The following is a 22534-nucleotide window of genomic DNA, read 5'->3' on the forward strand; positions in this document are numbered from 1 at the left end:
TTGAGCTTGAAGTCTCCGGTCGCCTTGGCATAAGGCGATGGCAAGAGGGGAGCTTGCCGTCCGGATCGTAGGGAGACAGGCCCTTGAGCCGTGAGCGGAACTCTCCGCATGCGCTTGAGATCCCTCTTCCGCGCTGACGCGCTCAGTCCTGCTTGGGCGCCAGCGGGGTGTGGGTGCGCAGAAAGTCCGCGAGGTCGTTCGTGATGTAGTCGATCTCCGGGGTCTTCACGGCTTCCTGCTCGAAGCTCTCCCGGAAGGGATCGAGGGTCTTCGGCACGATCAGGGTCGTGGTCATGCCGAGCTCGTGCGGCACGACGAGGTTCTTGGCGATGTCCTCGAACATGGCTGCTCGCGTAGGCTCGACCGCGTGCCTGTCGAGAAAGATTTCGTAAGCGCGCTTGTCGGGCTTGGGGACGAAGTTCGAGGCCGCGATGTCGAACACGTCCTCGAAGTGGTCCAGGATGCCGATCTTGCGGGCCACGTTCTCGGCGTGCTTGCGGGAGCCGTTGGTCAGGATCAGCTTACGGCCCGGAAGGCGTTCGATCGCACTGCCGAGAGCCGGGTTGAGTTCCACGGCCGTGTGATCGATATCATGGGCGAAATCGAGAAAATCCGCCGGATCGATCTGGTACTCGTCGATGAGCGCCCGCAGGGTCGTGCCGTATTTGTGGTAGAAAAACTTCTGGAGCGCCCGCGCCGACATGCCGTCGAGGCCGAAGAGATCGGCGATGTACAGGGTGATCCGGTCGTCCACTTGGGGCCACACCCGGCTGGTGTGAGGGTAGAGGGTGTTGTCGAGGTCGAACACCCACGTGTCCACGTGCCCGAAATCGCGGGATCCGGGGGAGGACAGGTGAGAGTCGACGGATGGGTTCGCGTTCATGGGTCCAAAGACGGCGATGGGGCCTTGTGGCCCCATCGGTGCATATAAGCATGGGGAGAGGCCACCGAAAGGGCCTCAGCCCCGGCGGATGAGGGTGCCGGCGCCGTGGTCGGTGAACAGTTCCAGCAGCACGGCGTGGGACACCTTGCCGTCGAGGATCACCACGGCCTCGACCCCGCGCTCCAGGGCGTAGATGCAGGTTTCGATCTTGGGGATCATCCCGTCCGTGATCGTGCCGTCCGCGATGAGGCGGCGGCAATCCTCCACCGTCATCTCTGGGATCAGGTTCTTGTTCTTGTCGAGTACGCCGGGCACATCGGTGAGCAGCAGCAGGCGCTTGGCCTGCATGGCGCCCGCGATGGCGCCCGCGAAGGTGTCGGCGTTCACGTTGTAGGTGTTTCCGTCCTGGCCGATGGCCACGGGCGCCAGGACCGGGATCAACTCGGCGCCGAGCACCTGGTCCAGAACCTCCCGGTTCACCCGCTCGGGCTCGCCCACGAAGCCGAGATCGACGATTTTCTCGATGTTCGAATCAGGATCGACGGTGGTGCGGGTCACCTTGCGGGCCGTGACCATGTTGCCGTCCTTGCCGCACAGGCCCACGGCCTTGCCGCCCTCGGCGCCGATCCAGCCCACGATCTGCTTGTTGATGGAGCCGGCCAGCACCATCTCGACCACCTCGACGGTGGCCTGATCGGTCACCCGCAGGCCGCCCTTGAACTCGGACTTGATGCCGAGCTTGTCGAGCATCCGGCCGATCTGCGGCCCGCCGCCATGGACCACGATGGGCTTGATGCCCGATTGCTCGAGAAGCACCACGTCCTCGGCGAAATCCTCGGCAGCGGCCCGGTCGCCCATGGCGTGGCCGCCGTATTTCACCACGACGATCTGCTGGTCGTAGCGCTGCATATGCGGCAGGGCCTGAGATAGGATCTCCGCGCGCACGTGCACGTTGGGAAGCTGGTCGGCGATGGAGGCGTTGTCGGACATGAGCGGCCCTGGCGTCTTGAATCGGTCGCCAGGGTTCTAGCCGAACGCGCCGGCTCTGGAAACCGCCCCGTCAGGCTCTTTCAGCCTCTCGGCCGCATCAGCGCGGAAACACCCGCCAGAACCCATCCGATCATCAGCATCACGCCGCCGGTGGGGGCCGCCATGGGCGCGAGCGCCTCGCCGGCCAGGGCGCGGCGGGTGAGGTCGCCGCAGAACAGGACGAGGCCGACGACCAGGACGTAGCCGGCCAGCCGGGCGAGCTTGGGCGACACCGCGCCAGATCGGCCGAGCGCCACCAGGGCCAAGAGGGCAGGGGCATGAAACAGCAGGAACTGCGCCGCCGTTTGCAGGCTGCCGCCGCCGGTCACATGGGCGGCGGCGGCCGAAAGGGCCACGCCAAGGAGGCCGGCCAGGGCTGCCAGAACGATCAGGAGGCGCTCGGCCATCGGGTTCAGCCCTCGCCGCGCTCGGCCAGGAGCCGGGCGATCCCGGCCCTCAATTCGGGGATTCCATCGCCGGAGCGGCTCGATGTCGGCATGATTTCAGGGTAGGCGGCGGCCCGGCGGGCGATCTTCTGGGCCGTGTCGGCGATGCACTTCTCGATCTCGCCCTTCTTCAGCTCATCCGCCTTGGTGAGCACGATCTGGTAGGACACCGCGGCCTTGTCGAGGGTTTCCAGCACGGCCTCGTCCACGGGCTTGATGCCATGGCGGGAATCGATGAGCACGTAGACCCGGGCAAGGCTTGCCCGGCCGCGCAGGTAATCGTGGATCAGCTTGGTCCAGGCCTGCACCTTTTCCTTCTCCACCGCCGCATAGCCGTAGCCCGGCATGTCCACGAGGTGGAAGCGGTCGTTGACGTTGAAGAAGTTGAGCTGCTGCGTTCGTCCCGGCGTATGGGATGTCCGGGCCAGCGTGTTTCGACCGGTCAGGGCGTTGACGAGGCTCGACTTGCCCACGTTGGAACGCCCCGCGAAGGCGATCTCCACTCTGGTCTGCGGTGGCAGGGCTTTAAGCGAATCCGCCGCCCAGATGAAATCGGACTGGCCGGCGAAGATCTTGCGGCCTGTTTCAAGGAAATCGGGGACGGAATCGGGCTCGGTCATGGAGGCTTTATCGGCGCTCGCCCGCGTGGGTTCAAGGGCGTCGGCCGCCTTTCCGGCCCAACTATTCAATAATGAATACGCACCATTCATCATTGTAGGGCTGCGCGCCCCGTTTTAGTCTGCATCCTGGCGGCCTCCCAGAGGCCAAGGTACGCAAGATGATCGACGAACCCATCATAATCCGCTCCGTCGAGGTGTTGTCCGACGACTGGGCGACCCTGAAGAAGGTCACGTTCGATTACCGGCGTCGGGACGGCCGGATCGAGACCCAGGTGCGCCAGACCTACGATCGCGGCCACGGAGCCGTGATCCTGCCCTACGACCCGGCGCGCGGCACGATCCTGCTCGTGCGCCAGTTCCGGCTCCCGGCCTACGTGACCGGCCATCCCGAGCCCCTCGTCGAAGCCTGCGCCGGTCTTCTCGACGACCGCGATCCGGAGACCTGCATCCTGCGCGAGACCGAGGAAGAGCTGGGCTACCGCCTCAACCGGATCGAGCGCGTCTTCCACGCCTATATGAGCCCCGGCAGCGTCACGGAGCGCTTGATGTTCTTCATCGCTCGTTACACACCCGGCGACCGGATCGGCGGGGGTGGCGGCGATGCGGGCGAGGGCGAGGATATCGAGGTGCTGGAGCCGACCTTGGGCGAAGCCCTCGCCATGATCGACCGGGGCGAGATCATCGACGGCAAGACCATCATGCTGGTCCAGCATCTGGCGCTCAAGGGCCTGATGGACGGCTGATCATGGGCGATCCGAGCTGGGACGACATCCGCATCTTCCTCGCCATCGCCGAGGCCGGCTCGCTCAGCGCCGCCGCCGTAGCACTGGCCTTGAGCCAGCCGACCGTCGGCCGTCGCCTGAAGGTGCTGGAGGACGAACTCGGCCTGCGGCTCGTGGAGCGGATCTCCAACCGGATCGAACTGACCGAAGAGGGTCAGCTGATCCGCGACCGGGCGCTGGCCATGTCCGGGGTGGCCGATGGGGTTCTGCGGGAGGCCTATGCGTTATCGGGCCGGAGGCCGGACGCCGTGAGGATCACGGCCACCACGTCGATCGCCCTGTTCCTGGCCGATCGCCTCGACGATCTGTCGCGCCGCGCGGACGGACTCGAAATTGTCATCGATGCGAGCCGGGAGCGGAGCAACCTGGCCCGCCGGGAAGCCGATATCGCCATCCGGATGCGACGCCTGCCGGAAGAGGGCGATCTCGTGGCCCGCAAGGTGGCGCGGCTGGGGTTCGGCATCTACGGTCCGGCCGGCGCGGATCCCGCTGCGCTCCCGGTGATCGGCCTGCCGCGAAGCGACCGCGAGCCGTCCCAGTCGGCATACCTCGACGCATGGGCGGCGGGACGGCCGGTCCGGGCGCGGCTGTCGGAGCTGTCCCTGCGCCGCCGCGCCGCGCAAGCGCTTGGGGCCGCAACCCTGCTGCCGTGCTGGCTGGGGGATCCGGATCCGTCCTTGACCCGGCTGATCGCACCGCCCCGCGAGCTGCGCGAGGACGTCTATCTCATCGCGCGACGCGACAGCCGGGGTGACGCTCCGGTGGGAGCGGTGGCCCAGGCCCTCGCGGACCTCTTCAGGGCGCACGCGACGGCTCTCGCGGGCGAGATTTAAACGGCGCGGCGCAAGGCCTCGAGATCGTTGCCCCGGATCGCGTTGAGGTTGCGGGTGACCTTGTCGATGTTCCAGTCCCACCAGCGGATCTCAAGCAGCGCCGCCACGACGGCATCGGGAAACCGCATGCGGATCACCCGTGCGGGATTCCCGCCGGCGACGGCGTAGGCCGGAACGTTACCGACGACCACCGACTCGGCCGCGATGATCGCCCCGTCCCCGATCGTGACCCCCGGCATGATGGTGGCCCTGTGGCCGATCCACACATCGTTTCCGATCCGCGTGTCGCCCCGAAACCCAGCCCGGATGGTCTCGAAATCGAAGTCCCTCTCCCAGCCATGCCCGAAGATGTTGAACGGGAAGGTCGAAAAGCCCGTCATAGCATGGTTTGCGCCGTTCATGATGAAGGTCACGCCGGTCGCGAGAGCGCAGAACCTGCCGATGATCAGCCGGTCACCCAGGAAGTCGTAATGATGGAGGACGCATCGCTCGACGAAGCGGTCGGGACCGTCCGGATCATCGTAATAGGTGAAGTCGCCAATCTCGATATTGGGCCGATCGACAAAGGCTTTGAGGAAGCCCACGCGGGGATGGTCCGGCAAAGGATGAGGCGTCCTGGGATCGGGACCCGTCGGCATGATGTCCACCCTCCGGTAGCCTGGCCGAAACGAAAATCCCCGGGACCGGCCCGGGGATTTCTGTGCTTCGCGGTCTGGTGTCAGCCCTTGGCCGACGCGCTTTTCTTGAACGTGTTGCGCAGGTTGTCCCACAACTCGATCTTCACGCCGTTGCGCTTCATGATGAAGGCCTGCTGCGACACGGACAGGAAGTTGTTCCAAGCCCAGTAGATCACGAGGCCCGCCGGGAACGAGCCCAGCATGAAGGTGAAGATCACCGGCATCCAGGCAAAGACCTGCTTCTGCACCGGATCCGGCGGCTCCGGGTTCATCTTCATCTGCAGCCACATGGTGATGCCCATGATCAGCGGCCAGGCGCCGAGCATCAGGAAGTGGCCGATCACCGGCACCGCGCCCGGATTGTAGGGGATGAGCCCGAACAGGTTGAAGATGGACGTCGGGTCCGGCGCCGCGAGGTCGCGGATCCAGCCGAAGAACGGCGCATGGCGCATCTCGATGGAAACGAACAGCACCTTGTAGAGCGCGAAGAAGACCGGGATCTGGATCAGCACGGGCCAGCAGCCCGCCACCGGATTGATCTTCTCCTTCTTGTAGAGCTCCATCAACGCTTGCTGCTGCTTCATCTTGTCGTCGGCGTAGCGCTCGCGGATCGCCGTCATTTCGGGCTGCACCGCCTTCATCTTCGCCATCGACTTGTACGACTTGCTGGCGAGCGGGAAGAAGATGAGCTTCAGGATGACGGTGACGAGCAGGATCGCGACGCCGAAATTGCCGAAGAGCCTGTAGAAGAAGTCCAGGACCTTAAACAGCGGCTTGGTGATGAAATAGAACCAGCCCCAGTCGATCAGCAGGTCAAAGTTCTTGATATTCAGGTTGTTCTTGTAGCCGTCGACCACGGCCACTTCCTTGGCGCCGGCGAAGACCCGCTGCGTCATCTCGGCGCTGGCGCCGGGCTGCACGGTCTGGGCGTTGCCCAGCATGTTCGCCTGGTAGACCCGCAGGTTCGCGTCCTGGCGCGCCGTGAACGAGCCCTGGTACGGCATGGCCTGGTCGGGCACGATGGTGGCGGCCCAGTACTTGTCCGTGATGCCGACGAATCCGCCCGTCACATTGTCCCAAGTCCGGCCGACGGTGGTCTGGCCCGAGACGGGGTTTTCCTTGTCGACCGCATCGTAGGTGAATTCCTGCAGGCCCTGGTCGCCCAGCACACCCACGAGGCCCTCGTGCAGCACGTAATAGCCCAGCGTGGCCGGCTTTCCGTGGCGCGACACGAGGCCATAGCTGTTGACCGAAACGGGGGCCGCGCCGCGGTTCTCCACGGCATCCTTGACCGTGAACATGAATTCGTCGTCGACGGAGATCGAACGCCGGAAGACGAGGCCCTGGCCGTTGTCCCAGGTCAGGGTCACGGGGCTGGAGGGGGTCAGCGCGGTCTTGTCGGCGGTCCAGACCGTGTCGGGGCCCGGCAGGGCGCCGCCGGCCGGTCCGACCCAGCCGAACTCCGCATAATAGGGGTTCTGGCTGCCGGAGGGGGACAGAAGCACGATATTCGGGCTCTTCGGGTCCACCGTCTCGCGGTAATGCTTCAAGGAAAGGTCGTCGAGGCGGCCGCCGCGCAGGTTGACCGATCCGAACACCGCCGGGGTGTCGATGGAGACGCGCGGCGAGCGGGCGAGAGCCGCCTGGCGCGATTCGGCCACGGTGGCGGCCGGGAGCGCGTTGGGCGTGGTGCCGGGAATCGTCGCGGCGGCGCCGCCGGCCTGGCTCGGCGAGGGCGGCGGGTTGGGGGCGGTCGGGTTGACCTGCGTGGATTGCTGGGCAGCGTTCTGGGCCGCCAGGCGCTGACGCTCGGCCTGCGGGGTGGCGTAGAGGTATTGCCATCCGATCAGGATCACCACCGACAGCGCGATGGCGAGGATGAGGTTCTTGTTGTTATCACGCATGAGTTGATCCGCGACGCTCGCCGTCTGGAGAGGGGGAGGGGGTGCCGGCCGGGGGGCGCCCCGACGTGCCTGCCGGCTTTGGCTTCGTCACGACGCGAAGGGCGCGTCGCAGGTCGTCCAAGAGGGTCTCGTAGGGAGCCGTCAGGATGTCGCGGCGTCCGATGATCACCACATCGACCGGGACGGCGGCATGATCCGGCCCGACGAGCCTGCAGACCGTCCGGAGCCGGCGCTTGATCCGGTTGCGCTCCGTGGCGTCCCCGACCCGCTTGGTGACCGTGAGGCCGAATCGAAGGCCCGGTTCGGCCGGAACAGGGTCGGTTTGGGCGCGCAAGCGGCCCTGGACCGTCATCCGCTCCGTATGAAAGCGGCGGCCAGTGGCCGCCGCGACGAAGTCATGTCGTTTCGTCAGACGGCCAACCGATCCTGCGCGCTCCTCGCGCACCGGGCAGCCCTTCCGCCGCTTTACGCCGAAAGGCGCTTGCGGCCATGGGCGCGGCGAGCGGCAATGACCTTGCGGCCACCCTTGGTCTCCATGCGCGCACGGAATCCATGGCGGCGCTTGCGCACGAGCTTGCTCGGTTGATACGTCCTCTTCACGGCTCTTCTCCGGTCACATGACAGGCGGCGCGGCGGATGAGCGGCGCTTCGCCCGTCTGAATGTTGGGGGCAAAACCCCGAAACTGTCTCGAAAAAACGATCAGCGCCCACGAAGAGCGCTGTCTGTCCGCGGGCTTATGACGGAACGAGGGCGCAAAGTCAACGCCGATCAGGCTTGTCCGCGGCCGCCGGGGCTTCATCTCACGGGGGTGTGACGGCCTCGGGGCGCGGTGCTACCAAGCGCCAAGAAACCCCTTACATGAAACCCTGTACCTGAAACCTGGAACCGAGGAGGCATTGTGGGAGGGCATACCAATCCGCCAGACGGGGAACCCCGGACGTCCGGCCGCTGGCGCTACCTGCCGCTCGGGCTGGCCCTGCTGGCCCTCGCGGGTCTCCTGGCCTCCGGCGCGCACCGCTACCTCAGTGTGGACATGCTGGCCGCCCAGCGCGACGGGGTCCGGGCCTTCGCCGATGCGCATCCCATTCAGGCCCTAGGGCTCTATGTAGCGGCCTATGTCCTGGCCGTCGTGCTCTCGATCCCGGCCTCCGCCGTCTTGACGGTCGTCGGAGGGTTCCTGTTCGGGTGGGCGCTGGGGCTGCTCGCGGCCCTCGTAGGAGCCACCCTCGGCGCCGCAGGGCTGTTCCTGATGGTCCGGACGTCCCTGGGTGACATCCTGCTGAGGCGGGCCGGGCCGCGCATCCAGGGACTGGCGGCGGGCTTCCGGCGCAACGCGGCCGCGTATCTGCTCTTCCTGCGCCTCACGCCCATGGTGCCGTTTTGGATGACGAACATCGCGGCCGCGCTGTTTCATGTCCGCCTGAGCACCTTCCTGCTCACCACGCCCCTGGGCATACTCCCGGTCAGCATCGCCTTCGCGGTCACGGGGGCGGGCCTGGACGATCTCCTGATGGATCAGCAGCGGGAACGAGCGGCCTGCTTGGCCGCCGGGGGAGGCGAATGTGCCATGAGCCTCAGCTTGAAAAGCCTGTTGTCGCCGGAACTGCTGGCGGCATTTGCGGGCTTCGGCCTCTTGGCTCTGCTGCCGATTGCCGTAAAACGTTACTATGGGACAAGGGTCGAGGGGATACGGGTCGAGAGTGATGGCCGGGCGGGCGGACCGTGAGATGGACAGCGTGCTCACGCCGGACCTTTGCGTGATCGGCGCGAGCCCGGCCGGGCTCGCGGCTGCATCCATGGCGGGCTCCTTCGGTGTATCGGTCGTGCTGATCGAGAGAGGCGCGATGGGAGAGGGAGACACCTCCGCGGGCGACTTGGCCGCCTTGGCCCTGATGGACGCAGCCCGAAAGGGATTTCTTCCGCGCGAGGGCGAGAGGCCTTCGGGCGACGCACTCCCGCGGGCCCGGGCCCTGGGCGTCCAGGTGGTGGCGGGCGATGCGCATTTCGTGGATCGTGCGACCGTGCGCGCAGGAGACCGTCTCATCAGGGCGCGTCATGTCATCGTGGCAACGGGATCGCACCCGGTCGTTCCGCCCATCCCGGGTTTGGCGACGGTGCCCGCCTGGACGGCCGATACGATCGGGGTCCGGGACGGCCAGGGACATCTGATCGTGCTGGGCGACGACCCGTCTGGTCTCGCGACCGCTCAGGGCTGGCGGCGACGGGGCGCCCGCGCAACCGTTCTGGCAACCGGTTCTCGCCTGTTGCAGGCCGAGGATCCGGAGATGGCGGCCGCCGTCGAAAGGGCGCTCCGGCGCGACGGGATCGCCATTCATGTCGATGTGAGGATCGAACGGGCCGAACCCGAGGCGCCGGACGGCCTTCGGCTGCGCGGCTTCGAGGGAGAGACGCCGCTGGCGTTGAGCGCCAGTCGCCTGCTGCTGGCGGCGGGACGCCAGCCCGACACCGGAGGGCTTCGCCTCGACGCCGGCGGGATCGAGATCGATGGGACGGGCGCGATCCGGGTCGACCGGGGCCTGAAATCCACGAACGCCAGGGTCTATGCCGTGGGCGGCTGCACCGGGGAGGTCTCCCGGCATGGCGCGATCCAACAGGCCGGTCTCGCGGTGCGGAACGCGCTGTTCCGGTTGCCGGTGAGGATGGACCAGGCCGCGATTCCCCGGTTCGTCCCGACGGAGCCCGAACTGGCCGGCGTGGGCCTCCTGGAGGACCAGGCGAGACTCCGTCACCGGGATATCCGCATCCTGCGCTGGCCCTTCGCCGAGAACGACCGGGCTCGCATCGAGGGCGTCACGGACTGCCACGTCAAGGCCGTCACGACTCCGCGCGGGCGGATCCTGGGCTGCACCATCGTGGGCGCCCGCGCCGGCGAGCTGATTCTCCCCTGGATGCTTGCCATCGCGAAGGACCTGCGGGTGAGCGACCTCGCCGCCCTCCCGGTGCCCTATCCGACCCTGTCCGAGGCGAGCCGGCAGGCCGGGATCGAGTTCCTGAAGCCCGCGACCCAGAATCCCTGGCTGCGCCGCATGATCCACCTGACCCGCTTTTTCGGGGCGCCGCGATGAAGGCGAACGCGCCCACCTTCCTGCGCCGGGTCGCGGGCACCACGGGCCTGTCGGGCCGCCTGCTGGTGCTCACCGTGCTGTTCGTGATGGTGGCCGAGGTTTTGATCTATCTGCCGTCGGTGGCGAGCTTCCGCTACAATTGGCTTAACGACCGCCTCGCGGCCGCCCGGGTGGCCGCCCTGGTTCTGGACGCGGCGCCGGACGAGACCCTGTCCGGGGAGGTCGAGATGAGCCTGCTGGAGGGCGTCGGCGCAAAGGCCATCGCGGTGCGGGGCGGGGAGCGGCGGCGGCTTCTCGCCAGCGAGGACGTGCCGGCCGAAATCCACAAGGTGGTGGACCTGCGCCATCCCACCTGGCCCGAACTCCTGAGCGACGCGCTCGAGACGCTGCTGTCGCCCCCCGGCAACGTGATTCGCGTGGTGGGCGCGGCCGGGATGGACGTGGACCTCGTGGAGATGATCTTCGACGAGGGGCCCCTGCGGCAGGCCATGCTCGAGTTCTCCCGCAACCTGCTGCTCCTGACCCTCATCATCTCGGGCATCACGGCAGGGCTGCTCTATTTCGCCCTGCAATGGGTGATCGTGCGGCCCGTGCGGCGCCTGTCGGGCAACATCGCGGCCTTCGCGAGCCATCCGGAGGACGCCGCGCGCGTGATCGAGCCCACCGGGCGATCCGACGAGATCGGCCTCGCCGAGGAGGCGCTGGCCCAGATGGAGACCACGTTGGCGGGGGAGCTGCGCCAGAAGCGACGCCTCGCCGAGCTGGGGCTCGCGGTGAGCAAGATCAACCACGAACTGCGCAACATGCTGACCACGGCGCAGCTCCTGACGGAGCGCCTGGACCGGGTGAACGACGAGACCGCCCAGCGGGTGGCGCCCCGGCTGGTGGCGACCCTGGACCGGGCGATCAGCTTCTGCGAGGCGACGCTCGCCTATGGGCGCGCCACGGAGCCGCTGCCGCAGCGGCGGATGATGCCCTTGCGGCCGCTCATGGAGGAGCTCGCCCACCTGACCGAGCTGTCGCCGGCGGGCGGCATCGCCTTCGAGGCCCGGGTGCCGGACGGGCTCATGATCGACGCCGACCGGGAGCAGCTGACCCGCATTCTCGTCAACCTCGTGCGCAACGCCGTCCAGGCGCTGAGCCAGGCGGGCGCGACCGATGGGGAGCCGCGCATCATCATCACGGCCAAGCGCGAACGTCGGGAGGTGACGATCCGCGTGGAGGATAACGGGCCCGGCGTGCCCGAGCGGGTGCGGGAGGGATTGTTCGGGGTGTTCCAGAGCGCCTCGCCCACCGGCGGCACGGGTTTGGGCCTCGCCATCACGGCCGAGCTCGTCCACCTCCACGGGGGCACGATCAGCCTCGCCGACACCGTGACCGGTTCCTGCTTCTGCTTCACGATTCCCGACCGCTCCGGCCGCCGAAAAGAAGTGTGACGCTTTCGTGCAAAAAGGGGTTGCCAAGCCCCGCCCGACCGGCTACTTCACCGGCCTCCGCAGCGTTGTTCGAACCAGAACAACCACCGCGACAGGCGCCCGTAGCTCAGCTGGATAGAGCACCAGACTACGAATCTGGGGGTCAGAGGTTCGAATCCTTTCGGGCGCGCCATTTCATCAAGCTTCCTGTTCTTCGGCGTAAGGCCGATCATGCTCGACAGATGCGGCCTGTGGTCGAAAAGCTCTGGTGTTGCAGCACTGACATATTCAAACTCTAGGTCGGTATGCTATGCCCTGCCGTGTCGTGTCCAAGGGCTGTTTTTCAGAGAATGTTTTCCAGAATAAGCTATTATTCCATCGGTGTTGGTGCTCTGGCGTTAGCTTTGGCGGCGCTTTACCTGGCTACCTTCTGGCCCGGCATGGTGTCACCGGATTCGCTTCACCAGTTCATGCAGGCGAAGACTGGCCATTACGACGACTGGCATCCGCCGCTGATGGCTTTCTTGTGGTCGTTCCTGGTGTTCACTCAGCCTCCCGGCGCCGGATACCTCGTCTTTCAGGTTGTTCTCCTGTGCGGCGGACTGGCTTTGATCGCCGCAGGCCCTGTATTCGCGGGTCGAAGGCCATTTTGGCTCGTTCTGTTGGCCGGCTTGTGTCCGCCGAACTGGATGTATGCCGGCATCCTTTGGAAGGACGTTCTCCTCGCGGCCCTTTGGCTTTGTAGTGTCGGCTGCCTCGTCTGCGCGAAGTATGCGCAGTTTCAAGGACGGATCGGAAGGGTCTACTGGAGCTTGGTTATCGCCGCCGCGATGTTCGGGATCTTGGGATGCATGACACGCCTCAACGCCATTCCGGCCTTCGCCCCTTTGGCTTTCATCATGCCGATCTCTCGGTCCTTGCGGGCTCGGGTCGGCGCGGTGCTCCTGGTCGGAGCCCTGAGCTTTCTGGGATCAATCACGCTTGACCGCGCCTTGGACGTGAAAAAGTCCCATACGAGCAGCGCCCTTTATATTTTCGACCTGGGAGGCATCACATCCTTTTCGAAGACGGTTACCCTCCCTGGAGAATGGACACCCGAGGAGCAGGAGAAGCTGATTAAGAGTTGCTACTTTCCCCAAGGTGTTAATCATTACATTTGGGGTGTTTGCAAATTCGTCAACGATCGTATTCTCGAACGACAACTTTGGGGCTCTAAGGAGCTGCAGCAGCAGTGGTTCTCCACAATTCTCGACAAGCCGCTGGATTACGTGAAACATAGGCTGCGGCACTTTCATGTATTCTTGCAGGCTCCATGGGGATACCGCGTTGAAGAGACAGTCAAGAACGATCTTGGCTTCACGTTTGAGCCCAGCGGGGTCTTCCGGAGCCTCATTCAGACCCTGGAATTCGGCGATCGAGTCAAGCTGTTCCATCCTCAGTCATGGACGATCGCCGGCTTGGCCATCCTGATTTTGCTGTTCTTCATACCGAAGCGTCCGGCCACGGGTGTCATTCAGGCCGGAACCGCCTGCGCCTTGCTGTATGTATTATCATTCTTGTTTGGAGGAGTCGCCAGCGACTTCCGGTACATGTACTGGCCGATCTTCATGATATCCATCGCAGCACTGTACACGATTCAGGTGGTTGCGGAATTCTGCTTAGGCGAACTGAAAAGAACCTTCAGGAGCCGTGCCGCCACCTAACTTGTCGTTTCGTGTCCTGGCCGCGCAACCTGCGCCGCCACCGTATCGACCGTTTTGTCACTGGGTTTGACTTGTAACCCGCAGATAGGCGAAGCGCCTTGCCTCCCTGCGACCCAGTGCGACCGAGTCCAATACGATCCCACAACTGAGAGACAAGAATGACAAGAGCGCGAGGCCGGTTGCCAGGATCGCAGTCGGAAATCTCGGCACCAAGCCAGTCTCAAGCCAAGTGAAGAAAACAGGCGCAGCGAATGCGACGGCGAGGACCAGAAGCAAAGTGCTCACCAGACTGAAGAAAGCCAACGGTCTCTCGTCTTTGATCAGCCGCACGATCATCCTGAGAATGCGGATCCCGTCGCGGTAGGTCGACAGCTTACTGAAGGATCCAGGCGGGCGAGCTCCGTAGGGCGTATCGATCTCGGCAATGGGCATGCGCAGCTCAAGCGCATGGACCGTTAGTTCCGTTTCCGTCTCGAAACCATGGGCCATCGCCGGGAAGGACTTCACGAACCTGCGGGACAGGACCCGATATCCTGAAAGCATATCCGTGATTTGGCGGCCGAAGACGGATGCAACGAGACCCGTCAGCACGCGATTTCCGAAACGATGCCCACGACGATATGCTTCCCGTTCGTCAGAGATGCGATTGCCGGTCACCATATCCAACCCGTCGTCGACAAGCCTTTGCACCATGGCAGGCGCGCTCGCGGCATGGTACGTCGCGTCCCCATCGACCAATATATAGACGTCGGCATCAACGTCGGCGAACATTCGTCTGACGACAGATCCCTTGCCCTGTATGAGTTCTCGCCTAACGTGAGCCCCATGGTCCCGAGCAACCACGATAGTATTGTCGGACGAGTTGTTGTCGTAGACATAAATATCGGCGTTTGGTAGCGCAACTTTGAAGTCTCGGATAACAGCGCCAACGGACTTTTCTTCATTATAACAAGGAACAAGAACTGCAATTCTTGGCGCATTCAAGTTTTCGAGCGTATCCTCAGATACTTTAATTTGAGTAGTCACAACGAAAGCTTCCCGGGAAAATTCAATCGAGCTGTCTGGCGACCAAACTGAGGAGAGACAGGGTGACAGTTCGTCTATCATTCTTCCTATGAGACCGCCACCCCGGCGCCGACGATCGCTACGGGGCTGCGAACTGAGGTTTGGCAACGGCCAGGCCGTCAAGGTCCAACGTCGAAGTGTGTGTTGCAGTCACATCTCGTCTACTCGGCGAAGGTCCACACTTTGTGAAGTACGAAACCCCAGACCATGACGATTCCCGTCGTGACAACTTGAGCCAGCAAGTATGGAAGAAGCAAATATTCTAAGAAAATATTCATAAAGACCCATGTCAGGATGAATCCAACGAGACAAACCGTCATAAATCTCCAGGTTGCCTCCTTATGCGGTCGAGAGCTCTTATAGGTATGACGTCGATTGAGATAATAGGAAAGAATACTGGCACAGGTGTAGCCAGCGAGTGCCGCGATCAAGGGATCTTGGCCGGCAAACTGCACCAGCGATATCAGCACCGCGAAATGGAGGAGGGCTGACAGGAGGCCCACATTGAAGAAGCTGAGAAACTGGCGTGCTAGGGCTTGTCGCAATTGCCTGCCTCGGAACCGTTCATAACGAGCTTCGGACTATCCTGCCGCGCGTCAAGCACCGCCCACGTGTTCCATTCGATGAGCTCGCCCGTGAAACTCAGCCCACGAAGAGCGAGGTTTCGAAGGGGCTACTCCAGGACGAGATAGAGATTGGAGCTGACCGGGCCGAGAGGAATGCCTGTGAACCCGATTTTGGCTTTCCGCCCTTCCGGGACGAGTCGCTTCAATCGTTGAGACGACATCAGGATCAATTCTTCTTCCTGCGCCCACTTTGCCTTGCCAAGAGCTCTGCAAGCGAAATCAAACGTCCGATCAAACCAGTGAAGGAAGGGCATCCCGGTGTGGTGTTCAATCGGGAAGTAACGGTGTGGGACCGAGATGAACACTTTTTCGGCCACTCGCGAGAGCTCAGATACGAAGTGTCTCTGGTTTTGTTCCGAGCCGACATGTTCCAGGACAGCATTCGACGTGGCAATATCGAAGGCGCGGTCATTGAAGGGCAGTCGGCGATTGGGCTCGATCCGGACATAGGAAACCTCGGGAAACTCGGCCTGAAAGTCCTCCGCCTCACCGAGCCCACAGGCCGTGATCCGGCTTCGATGCGGGTAAAGCCTCTCCAGAACGTTCGCGCCATCGGTCAGGACGTCCGAAATCCCCACATCGAGAATGGATGTCGACTCGATGGGGTTGAGCTCTCGAATGAAGTCTTCATAGACCCGATCCCGAGCGGTAATCAAAATCCGCTCGGCAAGGCTTTTTGGCTTCGCCACTTCATAGTAGCGCTCGTCAAGAACGGATTTGGGCATCTGTAGAGTTCTTTTTCAAACGATATAAGAGTGTAACCAACGTGTTCGGGTTACACCAACTGCACCATCTCAAGCCGTGTTTGCAAGGGTCTCGATCTGAAAGCGCGGCAGTTCGAATGTCCAGACACTTCTCGCTCCTGATTGGCGCCCTGGTCTTTGAAGCGACTATCGCCTTCTGTTCTTGAGTTACTCGCAGGTAGGCTTGGTCAGCAGGCTGCCATGCTTGTACTGCACGAACGTTCGTTTCAACGAACCGTCAGTCCTTCATGAGTAGTGCAAGCCCATCTTTCAACGACATGTCGGCTGTAATCCCGAGAAGAGAGACAAGATTGCTCGGGTCTCCGACAGAGGTTTTGATATCACCGACCCGAGGTTCGGAATATGCCAATGACGACTTGCTGCTGGCCAATTCCACGATCATCTCGCCCAAGTGCCGAATGGTCGTGCCGCGCCCTGTGCAAACGTTGCTGACCTGGGCGGAAGCCTTGTCTTGCCGGCCGAGAGCGCGCATCGCGCCACGACACGCGTCCACCACATCTGCAACATAAACGAAGTCCCGAACTTGGCTCCCATCGCCATAGACCGTGATGGGTTTGCCTTCTCGGGCGTTCTTGACGAAAATTGCGATCACGCCGGAATACGGCGAACTCGGATCTTGTCGCGGGCCATAGACGTTGAAGAACCTCAGGCCGAAGGAGCGCAAGCCGCGCGCGTTCGCCCCGGCCCTCGCATGAAGTTCCATGGCGTACTTATCTGCGCCGTAGGCAGAGATCGGCTCCTTCGGGGCATCCTCCCGGATCGGGCTCTGGGCCACATCTCCATAAACCGCCGAGGATGAGGCGTACACGACAGGGATGCCGGCCTCCGCCGCCTGCTCGAAGATGCCAATGGATGCTGAGAGGTTGACCGTATGCGACTCCTGCCATTGATGGGTGCATTTCGGAACGGACGCGATGGCGGCCAAGTGGAAGATGCCATTGCAGCCTTCCGTTGCGCGCTTCAAGAGGTCGCGGTCTCGGATGTCGCCCACGATCAGTTCTGCCGCAGGATCGAGGTTGTCGCGCTGACCCGTCGACAGGTCATCCAGGACCACGACCTCGTTTCCCGATTGGATGAGCGCGTCCGCCAGATGGGATCCGATAAAGCCGCAGCCGCCTGTGACCAGGTAACGATCTGGCATAGTGCCTCTCTTGTAACCTTATAATCGATCTATAATTGGTTTATTGCCAGATACTCGCGTGCTTGTCACCGTCGGTTTACAGTCGAGCTTCTCAAGAACGCTTCAAAAACATCGGGCCGACAAGGATCTCTGCCAGAGGTGAAAACTTCACTTTGGGTTTTTCCGTGCCCATAGATCAAGTATTAATATAGTTATAATTCAGTATCTTTCATAAATTAAAAAGTATATCTATGGATTAAGTGGTTCTGCGACTGGTCTCCAGCCCGCCGGAATGAGCTTTTCAGGGCGCAAGCCGGGCTTGAAACTAAGGTTGTAATTGGCTAGCAGAAACACTGCAATCCAGGCTTTGATGATCGGACATGACCAGCGATGGAACGGCTGCATTTTGGCAATAGCACGTCATACTCCTCCTTGGAGGCCAGCATCCATGCGGCGCGGTACGCACTCGCAAGGTCGGTATGCCGGGGCAAGACCGTACTGGATGCCGCCTGCGGCGAAGGTTACGGCTCCCTGTTGATGGCTCGATGGGGGGCCAAATCCGTCGATGGTGTCGACGTATCGAAAGACTCGATCGAGGCGGCGAAGCGCTCCTTTGCGCATCACGATGTTTCTTACCAAGTCGCAGACGTTGTCAGCATCGCCGAACTTTTCCCCGCGAAGAACTTCGACCTCGTCATCAGCCTCGAGACCATCGAACATCTCAAGCAGCCGGAAGCCTTCCTGGCGGCCATCAAGGCTGTTGCGGCTCCTAGGGCGACCATCATTATCAGTTGCCCGAACGACAACTGGTACTACCCGGATGACAAGACTTCCAATCCTTTTCACATTCGCAAATATCGATACGATGAATTCAAGCATCTAACCGAAGGGGTGCTTGGAGAAGCAACCTCGTGGCGTCTGGGATCGCTGACGGCCGGCTTCGCATCGATCGGATTGGGGGCCGACGTCGCGGCTCCTGATGGAGCTGGCCAGAGCGCGATGCTGGACATCGTAGACATCGAGAATGCCATGATCGTCCCCGGCGAGGCGGCATCAAGTCCAACAATCGAGAATTGCAGCTTCTTCGTTGGGATCTGGGGACCCGATATCGGACAAGTAGCGAGCGTCACATTTCCCTTATCCATGGATTATTCTGACCGCACCGTGTTCGGAGGAGGGCCGCTTTCCGAGATAAGGGACTATGTTGCTTCCCTCGAGACGCGCAAGGGTCACCTCGAGACTCGCATTGCTGAGCTGGAGGCGTTCACGTCAGAACAGACGGTTCACACAGCTGAACTGAAATCCTCCCTTCGTTCGGCAAACTTGCGCTTACGGGCCGCGAACGCAGAGAATGAAGCTCTTAGGGACCGCGCGAAAGAGATCCGCCAGCAGTTGCTCGAAGGGCAGGTGGCTCTCGAAGCGTCCGGATCTGCCCTTGCTGCGAGCGAAAGCCAAAAACGCGAACTCCAAGACCAGCTGGCGTCCATCCCTTGGCGGGTCGTATCGATCTACTGGCGAGTGCGGCGCATTCTCCCGCGCTGGGTGCTCACGCTGGGAGCGTCCGTGCTTCGCTCCGGCGCCCGTATCGCCCGTCGCTTCCGTTAAGGTGCCAGATGTCCCAAGATCCTTTCCGATGGAAACAGGCACGCTACAGCCATCACCCTCTCCACCAGATCCTGGAAGCGACCGATGACAACGTCGGTGAAGGGAACATCGGCGCGAGCGGTCAAAACCTGACGATCGCAACGGAATTTGAGACACCCGAAAGCCTTGAGCGACTAGTGGATTCGCTCGCCAAGCACACAGGTAACTTCGCCGGCGAACTTTTGCTCGTCCTGGATGATCGGCATCTTGAGAGCAAAGCTCTCGCTGAAAGCTGTTTGGCGGTACACCCCTTCCGTTGGCGAATTGTCGTTAGCCAGGGCTCTTCACAAGCTCGCCTTCGAAACGCGGCGGCAGAGGCTGCAAGGTCGGGCTGGCTTCTGTGGCTGAAGCCCACAGTCGAGGTCCTCTGGAACTTCCTGCCCGTGTTGCAGCGAGACCTGAGTGAGCTGGGATGCCGTTTCATGTCCGTCCGCGCTCATGCGAAGCAGGCGCACTTCCATAACGCGCATCATCTCGTCCCGTCCTTATCGGAAGGCCACCTGGGCGTCGGGCTCGGCTCTGCCGGCACAGGGGAGCCTGAGGTCGGCTTCCTTGCGACCGCATTGAGCGGGATCGGATACCTGTTCGATGTAAACAGCTTTCACGACATCGGCGGGTACGACGAGACGGTTGGTCCATTCGAGGACCTCGATCTTTCCCTTCGCCTCTACCGGAAAGGCTACAAAGTTGGAGTGGCCTCCATCACCGGGATCAATGTCGCGTCGGATCTGAGCGAGGGGGCGGCCCCGGTGGAAGGCGAGGCCGAGGTGGCGGATCGGGTATCCGCCGAGGAGCTCGCCCGATGCAGATTCGAGGCGAAAAACCGGATCGCGGTATTGCCCAGGACCAGTTCCAGCGACCTCGTGCCTGTCGCTGTTATAAGCCCGAACGATCATACAACCCGGCCGCACATCGCGCTCATCGTCGACCTGGAGGATTGGGCGTTCGCCAACATCGCCCGGCAGGTGGTCGCCGCACTGGGGCAGGAGTTTGAGTTCGAGATCATCCCACTCGCGGTAGTGGAGGACATCTCTCGCGTCTTCATGATGTGCGAGAATGCGGATCTGATGCATTTCTTCTGGCGCGAGGTGCCGCGGCTCGTCCGCAGCCCTCATCACCGGCATCATCTGGATCAGAAGGGCTTGGGGTATGACTACTTCGCCGAGCGCTTCCTGAAGAATAAGGTCATCACGGCTGCAGTTTATGATCACTTGTTTCTGACCCAGCCGGAGATTATGGATCGGGTCGATCTGTTCAACGAGTATGTCGACGAGTATTACGTCTGCTCCCAGCGATTGTACGACATCTACGCGCAGATCGAGGCCTATAAGGCCCCGGCAGCCATTCTCCCCGATGGCGTGGACCTCGCTCGCTTTTCACCCAACAACCTCCAGCGCCTTGAGGATATCTCGAACCGGCCCATCGTCCTGGGTTGGGTTGGAAACAGCAAATGGGCCAAGCATTTGGGTGATCCCAAGGGGCTGCATACGATCCTGAAGCCCGCAATCCGTGAACTGCAGGAAGAGGGGTACGAGATTGTCGAGCACTTCGCAGACCGGCAAGTCAGGATGATCTCTCACGCCGATATGCCGAACTACTACGGTCAGATCGATGTTCTGGTCTGCACGTCCGAGATCGAAGGCACGCCCAACCCGGTCCTGGAAGCCATGGCCTGCGGAGTTCCAGTGATCACGACAGATGTCGGCATCGTGCCGCAAGCATTTGGAGAGCTTCAGCGCGAGTTCATTCTAGAAGCGAGAACCGTCGCTGCCCTGAAGGATGCAATCCTTAGAATGATCAGGGAGCCTTCGCTCCTTCCCAGACTTTCTGCCGAGAACCTCACGTCCATTGCTGCCTGGGACTGGCCTGTGATGGCGGCTCGGTTCGGGCCCTTCTTCCATGAGGCGCTGAAGCGTCGTGCACGTGGATAAAATGCATGAGGCCTCTGTACAAAGTATTGGACTCGTGAGCTTCGAAGATTGGAAATTTCAGTGGCGAAGTTGAAGGGAATCATTCTCGCAGGAGGCAGCGGCACACGGTTGCATCCAATGACTCTCGTCGGATCGAAGCAGCTCTTGCCTGTTTACGATAAGCCGATGATTTACTATCCCCTTTCTACATTGATGCTGGCTGGCATCAAAGACATCTTAATTATTTCGACGCCCCAGGACCTGCCGCGTTTCCAAGCTTTACTGGGATCGGGAGAGAACTGGGGGATTACCCTATCCTATGCGATGCAGCCCGAGCCCGGTGGTCTCGCGCAAGCTTACTTGATCGGTGAAAGTTTCGTAGCAGGGGATAGCTCAGTTCTGATACTGGGCGACAACCTCTTCTACGGGCATGGATTGGGCGAGAGACTTCAAAATGTGGCCAGCCGTCGTGTGGGCGCTTCCATCTTCGCTTATCATGTTTCCGACCCCGAGAGGTATGGTGTCGTAGGCTTCGACAGGTGCGGCCGGGCGATCTCCATTGAGGAGAAGCCAGCGAAGCCAGCCTCCAACTGGGCTGTGACTGGCCTTTACTTCTATGACGGGCGTGCTTCCGAGATCGCCCGACGGTTGAAGCCGTCTGCACGTGGTGAACTCGAAATTACGGACCTCAACAAGGCCTATCTCGAGGAAGGGACCTTGTCCGTGGAGAGGATGGGGAGGGGATTTGCCTGGCTGGACACGGGGACCCCGGATTCCTTGCTTGAGGCTGCCGAGTTCGTACGCACGCTCGAACATCGTCAGGGCTTCAAGATTTCCTGTCCCGAAGAGATCGCTTTCAACATGGGATATATTGATCGCGAGCAGTTGATGAAGATCGGACATGACCTTGGAAAAAGTAAATATGGATTATATATTCAAGGGATTGCTCAGGTACCAGAGTAATCATAGGCGATATATTTCGTAGAGGTCTAGTGTCTCGATAAGATCAGTCGCACTTTTGTGGCAATTGCCATTGCGGCCCGGAAATCAGCCTCCCTTTACCGGGAAGATGTGGGGTCTGGGGGCAGTTCAGGTCGTGGAATAGAGTTGGGTCGGGCCTGCGAGCCGCGACGGCCTGAGCGCTTGGTCATTCCGGAGAAATGGGATAAGAGCCCGCGCTGATCCTAGGTTTCACAATGCTAAAAATCGCCTCGTCCGATATCATCAATGGCTTGAGAAGGGCCGACCTCTGGCTGTTCCTCGGCTGGCACGACGTCCGCCAGCGTTATCGCCGCTCGATCCTCGGACCCTTTTGGATCACGATCGCCAGTGCTTTCTTCATCGGCTTCATGACGCTCGTCTATTCGAGCCTCTTTCGTCAGGATATCGCGACCTTCATGCCGCTGGCCGCGACGGGCCTGATCATCTGGGGCTTCATTTCGGGCAGTCTCGTCGAGGGCGCGAGCGTCTTCATTGCTTCGAGCGCAACGATTAAGCAGATCCCGGCGCCGTTGCCCCTGCATGTCTTCCGACTGATCTGGCAGCAGGTCATCTTTCTCCTGCACAATGCGACCGTGATCGTTCTGGTGATGATCATCGCGAAGGTGCACGTGACCTGGGCGACTTTGCTCGTCATTCCCGGCTTGCTTCTCGTCACGCTAAACTTGACATGGATGGTGCTCTTTATCGGCTCTCTCGGGGCGCGTTTCCGCGACGTGCCCGTCATCGTCGGAACGTTCATGCCAGCGCTTTTCCTGGGCACGCCCGTATTCTGGCAGGTCAGCTTCCTTCCCCCGGATCGGCGTTGGGTGGCCTTCGTCAATCCCTTTACGTACTTGCTCGAAATCGTGAGAATTCCGGTGCTGGGTACGGCACCCTCGATCGGTCTCTGGTCGGTCTGCATCGCCATGACAGTTGTGGGCTGGATCATCGCCCTGTTCTACTATTCCCGTGCGAGAGGCCAGCTCGCTTACTGGATCTAGCCGCTAGGTCACGTGGAGATTTATGATGTCGATTGTAGAAGCAC

General features: G+C 61.9%; 22 protein-coding genes and 1 tRNA gene. 11 read left to right on the top strand and 12 right to left on the bottom strand.

The features are described 5' to 3' along the window. Nucleotides 1-142: 142 nt before the first annotated feature. The 4 genes from ILT42_RS19630 to yihA all read right to left on the bottom strand — a co-directional run bounded on the left by ILT42_RS19630 (nucleotide 143) and on the right by yihA (nucleotide 2978). Nucleotides 143-883, bottom strand: coding sequence for a pyrimidine 5'-nucleotidase (locus tag ILT42_RS19630; protein WP_204217586.1), 741 nt, complete (start codon nucleotides 881-883; stop codon nucleotides 143-145). A 75-nt stretch (nucleotides 884-958) separates the two neighbouring features. Then, nucleotides 959-1873, bottom strand: a complete 915-nt coding sequence (argB, locus tag ILT42_RS19635) for an acetylglutamate kinase (RefSeq protein WP_204217587.1) — start codon at nucleotides 1871-1873, stop codon at nucleotides 959-961. Between the two features lie 80 nt (nucleotides 1874-1953). Then, on the bottom strand, nucleotides 1954-2319 hold the full coding sequence (locus ILT42_RS19640; RefSeq protein ID WP_204217588.1) for a DUF423 domain-containing protein: 366 nt from the start codon (nucleotides 2317-2319) through the stop codon (nucleotides 1954-1956). 5 nt (nucleotides 2320-2324) lie between these two features. Further along, nucleotides 2325-2978, bottom strand: a complete 654-nt coding sequence (yihA, locus tag ILT42_RS19645) for a ribosome biogenesis GTP-binding protein YihA/YsxC (protein ID WP_204217589.1) — start codon at nucleotides 2976-2978, stop codon at nucleotides 2325-2327. A 158-nt stretch (nucleotides 2979-3136) separates the two neighbouring features. Here yihA and ILT42_RS19650 point away from each other — a divergent pair, with 158 nt between their 5' ends. Together ILT42_RS19650 and ILT42_RS19655 are read left to right on the top strand one after the other, a co-directional pair. After that, nucleotides 3137-3721, top strand: a complete 585-nt coding sequence (locus ILT42_RS19650; RefSeq protein ID WP_204217590.1) for an NUDIX domain-containing protein — start codon at nucleotides 3137-3139, stop codon at nucleotides 3719-3721. A 2-nt stretch (nucleotides 3722-3723) separates the two neighbouring features. Further along, a complete protein-coding gene (locus ILT42_RS19655; RefSeq protein ID WP_204217591.1) occupies nucleotides 3724-4593 on the top strand; it encodes a LysR family transcriptional regulator in 870 nt (289 codons plus the stop codon). Here the strand turns inward: ILT42_RS19655 and ILT42_RS19660 are convergent. From ILT42_RS19660 to rpmH, 4 genes are all read right to left on the bottom strand, one after another. Then, entirely contained in the window at nucleotides 4590-5231 is a 642-nt protein-coding gene (locus ILT42_RS19660; RefSeq protein WP_204217592.1) for a CatB-related O-acetyltransferase, read from the bottom strand. The two genes, ILT42_RS19655 and ILT42_RS19660, sit on opposite strands and share 4 nt — an antisense overlap. An 80-nt stretch (nucleotides 5232-5311) precedes the next feature. Continuing rightward, complete coding sequence (gene yidC, locus ILT42_RS19665) at nucleotides 5312-7174, bottom strand: membrane protein insertase YidC (RefSeq protein WP_204217593.1); 1863 nt, start codon at nucleotides 7172-7174, stop codon at nucleotides 5312-5314. Beyond that, complete coding sequence (gene rnpA / locus ILT42_RS19670) at nucleotides 7167-7619, bottom strand: ribonuclease P protein component (protein ID WP_204217594.1); 453 nt, start codon at nucleotides 7617-7619, stop codon at nucleotides 7167-7169. Before rnpA ends, yidC begins: the two co-directional genes overlap by 8 nt. Nucleotides 7620-7639: 20 nt before the next feature. Continuing rightward, nucleotides 7640-7774, bottom strand: a complete 135-nt coding sequence (gene rpmH / locus ILT42_RS19675; RefSeq protein ID WP_204217595.1) for a 50S ribosomal protein L34 — start codon at nucleotides 7772-7774, stop codon at nucleotides 7640-7642. A 299-nt stretch (nucleotides 7775-8073) separates the two neighbouring features. Between rpmH and ILT42_RS19680 the strand changes: the two genes are divergently transcribed. The 5 genes from ILT42_RS19680 (at nucleotide 8074) to ILT42_RS19700 (ending at nucleotide 13379) form a co-directional block, all read left to right on the top strand. Beyond that, entirely contained in the window at nucleotides 8074-8901 is an 828-nt protein-coding gene (locus tag ILT42_RS19680; protein ID WP_204217596.1) for a TVP38/TMEM64 family protein, read from the top strand. A gap of 1 nt (nucleotide 8902) precedes the next feature. Beyond that, the gene (locus ILT42_RS19685; protein WP_204217597.1) at nucleotides 8903-10261 is read left to right on the top strand and encodes an FAD-dependent oxidoreductase; all 1359 of its coding nucleotides are present in this window, start codon (nucleotides 8903-8905) and stop codon (nucleotides 10259-10261) included. After that, entirely contained in the window at nucleotides 10258-11697 is a 1440-nt protein-coding gene (locus tag ILT42_RS19690) for a sensor histidine kinase (RefSeq protein ID WP_204217598.1), read from the top strand. The genes ILT42_RS19685 and ILT42_RS19690 overlap by 4 nt, the downstream gene beginning before the upstream one ends. A gap of 95 nt (nucleotides 11698-11792) precedes the next feature. Continuing rightward, a tRNA-Arg gene (locus tag ILT42_RS19695) sits at nucleotides 11793-11869 on the top strand. A gap of 157 nt (nucleotides 11870-12026) precedes the next feature. Next, nucleotides 12027-13379 carry a hypothetical protein gene (locus ILT42_RS19700; protein WP_204217599.1) on the top strand — a complete coding sequence of 451 codons (1353 nt, stop codon included), beginning with the start codon at nucleotides 12027-12029 and terminating at the stop codon, nucleotides 13377-13379. A 57-nt stretch (nucleotides 13380-13436) separates the two neighbouring features. On the opposite strand, the gene ILT42_RS19705 is transcribed toward ILT42_RS19700, so the two are convergent. The 4 genes from ILT42_RS19705 to ILT42_RS19720 form a co-directional block, all read right to left on the bottom strand. Next, nucleotides 13437-14405 (bottom strand): glycosyltransferase, encoded by a 969-nt coding sequence (locus ILT42_RS19705; protein WP_204217600.1) that lies wholly within the window; start codon nucleotides 14403-14405, stop codon nucleotides 13437-13439. Nucleotides 14406-14605: 200 nt separating this feature from the next. Continuing rightward, nucleotides 14606-14947, bottom strand: coding sequence for a GtrA family protein (locus tag ILT42_RS19710; protein ID WP_324617754.1), 342 nt, complete (start codon nucleotides 14945-14947; stop codon nucleotides 14606-14608). A 170-nt stretch (nucleotides 14948-15117) separates the two neighbouring features. Continuing rightward, nucleotides 15118-15795, bottom strand: coding sequence for a class I SAM-dependent methyltransferase (locus ILT42_RS19715; protein ID WP_204217602.1), 678 nt, complete (start codon nucleotides 15793-15795; stop codon nucleotides 15118-15120). A 256-nt stretch (nucleotides 15796-16051) separates the two neighbouring features. Continuing rightward, the gene (locus tag ILT42_RS19720; protein WP_204217603.1) at nucleotides 16052-16975 is read right to left on the bottom strand and encodes an NAD-dependent epimerase/dehydratase family protein; all 924 of its coding nucleotides are present in this window, start codon (nucleotides 16973-16975) and stop codon (nucleotides 16052-16054) included. Between the two features lie 369 nt (nucleotides 16976-17344). Here ILT42_RS19720 and ILT42_RS19725 point away from each other — a divergent pair, with 369 nt between their 5' ends. The 4 genes from ILT42_RS19725 (at nucleotide 17345) to ILT42_RS19740 (ending at nucleotide 22490) form a co-directional block, all read left to right on the top strand. After that, the gene (locus ILT42_RS19725; RefSeq protein WP_204217604.1) at nucleotides 17345-18559 is read left to right on the top strand and encodes a methyltransferase domain-containing protein; all 1215 of its coding nucleotides are present in this window, start codon (nucleotides 17345-17347) and stop codon (nucleotides 18557-18559) included. Nucleotides 18560-18567: 8 nt separating this feature from the next. Beyond that, on the top strand, nucleotides 18568-20529 hold the full coding sequence (locus ILT42_RS19730; RefSeq protein WP_204217605.1) for a glycosyltransferase: 1962 nt from the start codon (nucleotides 18568-18570) through the stop codon (nucleotides 20527-20529). A 69-nt stretch (nucleotides 20530-20598) separates the two neighbouring features. Continuing rightward, nucleotides 20599-21471: a glucose-1-phosphate thymidylyltransferase RfbA gene (rfbA, locus tag ILT42_RS19735; protein WP_204217706.1), complete on the top strand. Its 873-nt coding sequence runs from the start codon at nucleotides 20599-20601 to the stop codon at nucleotides 21469-21471. Nucleotides 21472-21704: 233 nt separating this feature from the next. Continuing rightward, nucleotides 21705-22490 carry an ABC transporter permease gene (locus ILT42_RS19740; protein WP_204217606.1) on the top strand — a complete coding sequence of 262 codons (786 nt, stop codon included), beginning with the start codon at nucleotides 21705-21707 and terminating at the stop codon, nucleotides 22488-22490. The last annotated feature ends 44 nt before the right edge of the window (nucleotides 22491-22534 follow it).

The sequence above is a fragment of the Microvirga pudoricolor genome (assembly GCF_016892705.1).
GTDB classification, from domain to species: domain Bacteria; phylum Pseudomonadota; class Alphaproteobacteria; order Rhizobiales; family Beijerinckiaceae; genus Microvirga; species Microvirga pudoricolor.

Coding starts and splice junctions, on each gene's coding strand:
- ILT42_RS19720 (WP_204217603.1), bottom strand. CDS start 16,975: ATGCCAGATCGTTACCTGGTCACAGGCGGCTGCGGCTTTATCGGATCC.
- ILT42_RS19650 (WP_204217590.1), top strand. CDS start 3,137: ATGATCGACGAACCCATCATAATCCGCTCCGTCGAGGTGTTGTCCGAC.
- ILT42_RS19640 (WP_204217588.1), bottom strand. CDS start 2,319: ATGGCCGAGCGCCTCCTGATCGTTCTGGCAGCCCTGGCCGGCCTCCTT.
- ILT42_RS19690 (WP_204217598.1), top strand. CDS start 10,258: ATGAAGGCGAACGCGCCCACCTTCCTGCGCCGGGTCGCGGGCACCACG.
- ILT42_RS19730 (WP_204217605.1), top strand. CDS start 18,568: ATGTCCCAAGATCCTTTCCGATGGAAACAGGCACGCTACAGCCATCAC.
- ILT42_RS19700 (WP_204217599.1), top strand. CDS start 12,027: ATGTTTTCCAGAATAAGCTATTATTCCATCGGTGTTGGTGCTCTGGCG.
- ILT42_RS19660 (WP_204217592.1), bottom strand. CDS start 5,231: ATGCCGACGGGTCCCGATCCCAGGACGCCTCATCCTTTGCCGGACCAT.
- ILT42_RS19655 (WP_204217591.1), top strand. CDS start 3,724: ATGGGCGATCCGAGCTGGGACGACATCCGCATCTTCCTCGCCATCGCC.
- argB (WP_204217587.1), bottom strand. CDS start 1,873: ATGTCCGACAACGCCTCCATCGCCGACCAGCTTCCCAACGTGCACGTG.
- ILT42_RS19685 (WP_204217597.1), top strand. CDS start 8,903: ATGGACAGCGTGCTCACGCCGGACCTTTGCGTGATCGGCGCGAGCCCG.
- yihA (WP_204217589.1), bottom strand. CDS start 2,978: ATGACCGAGCCCGATTCCGTCCCCGATTTCCTTGAAACAGGCCGCAAG.
- ILT42_RS19740 (WP_204217606.1), top strand. CDS start 21,705: ATGCTAAAAATCGCCTCGTCCGATATCATCAATGGCTTGAGAAGGGCC.
- ILT42_RS19725 (WP_204217604.1), top strand. CDS start 17,345: ATGGAACGGCTGCATTTTGGCAATAGCACGTCATACTCCTCCTTGGAG.
- yidC (WP_204217593.1), bottom strand. CDS start 7,174: ATGCGTGATAACAACAAGAACCTCATCCTCGCCATCGCGCTGTCGGTG.
- ILT42_RS19630 (WP_204217586.1), bottom strand. CDS start 883: ATGAACGCGAACCCATCCGTCGACTCTCACCTGTCCTCCCCCGGATCC.
- ILT42_RS19715 (WP_204217602.1), bottom strand. CDS start 15,795: ATGCCCAAATCCGTTCTTGACGAGCGCTACTATGAAGTGGCGAAGCCA.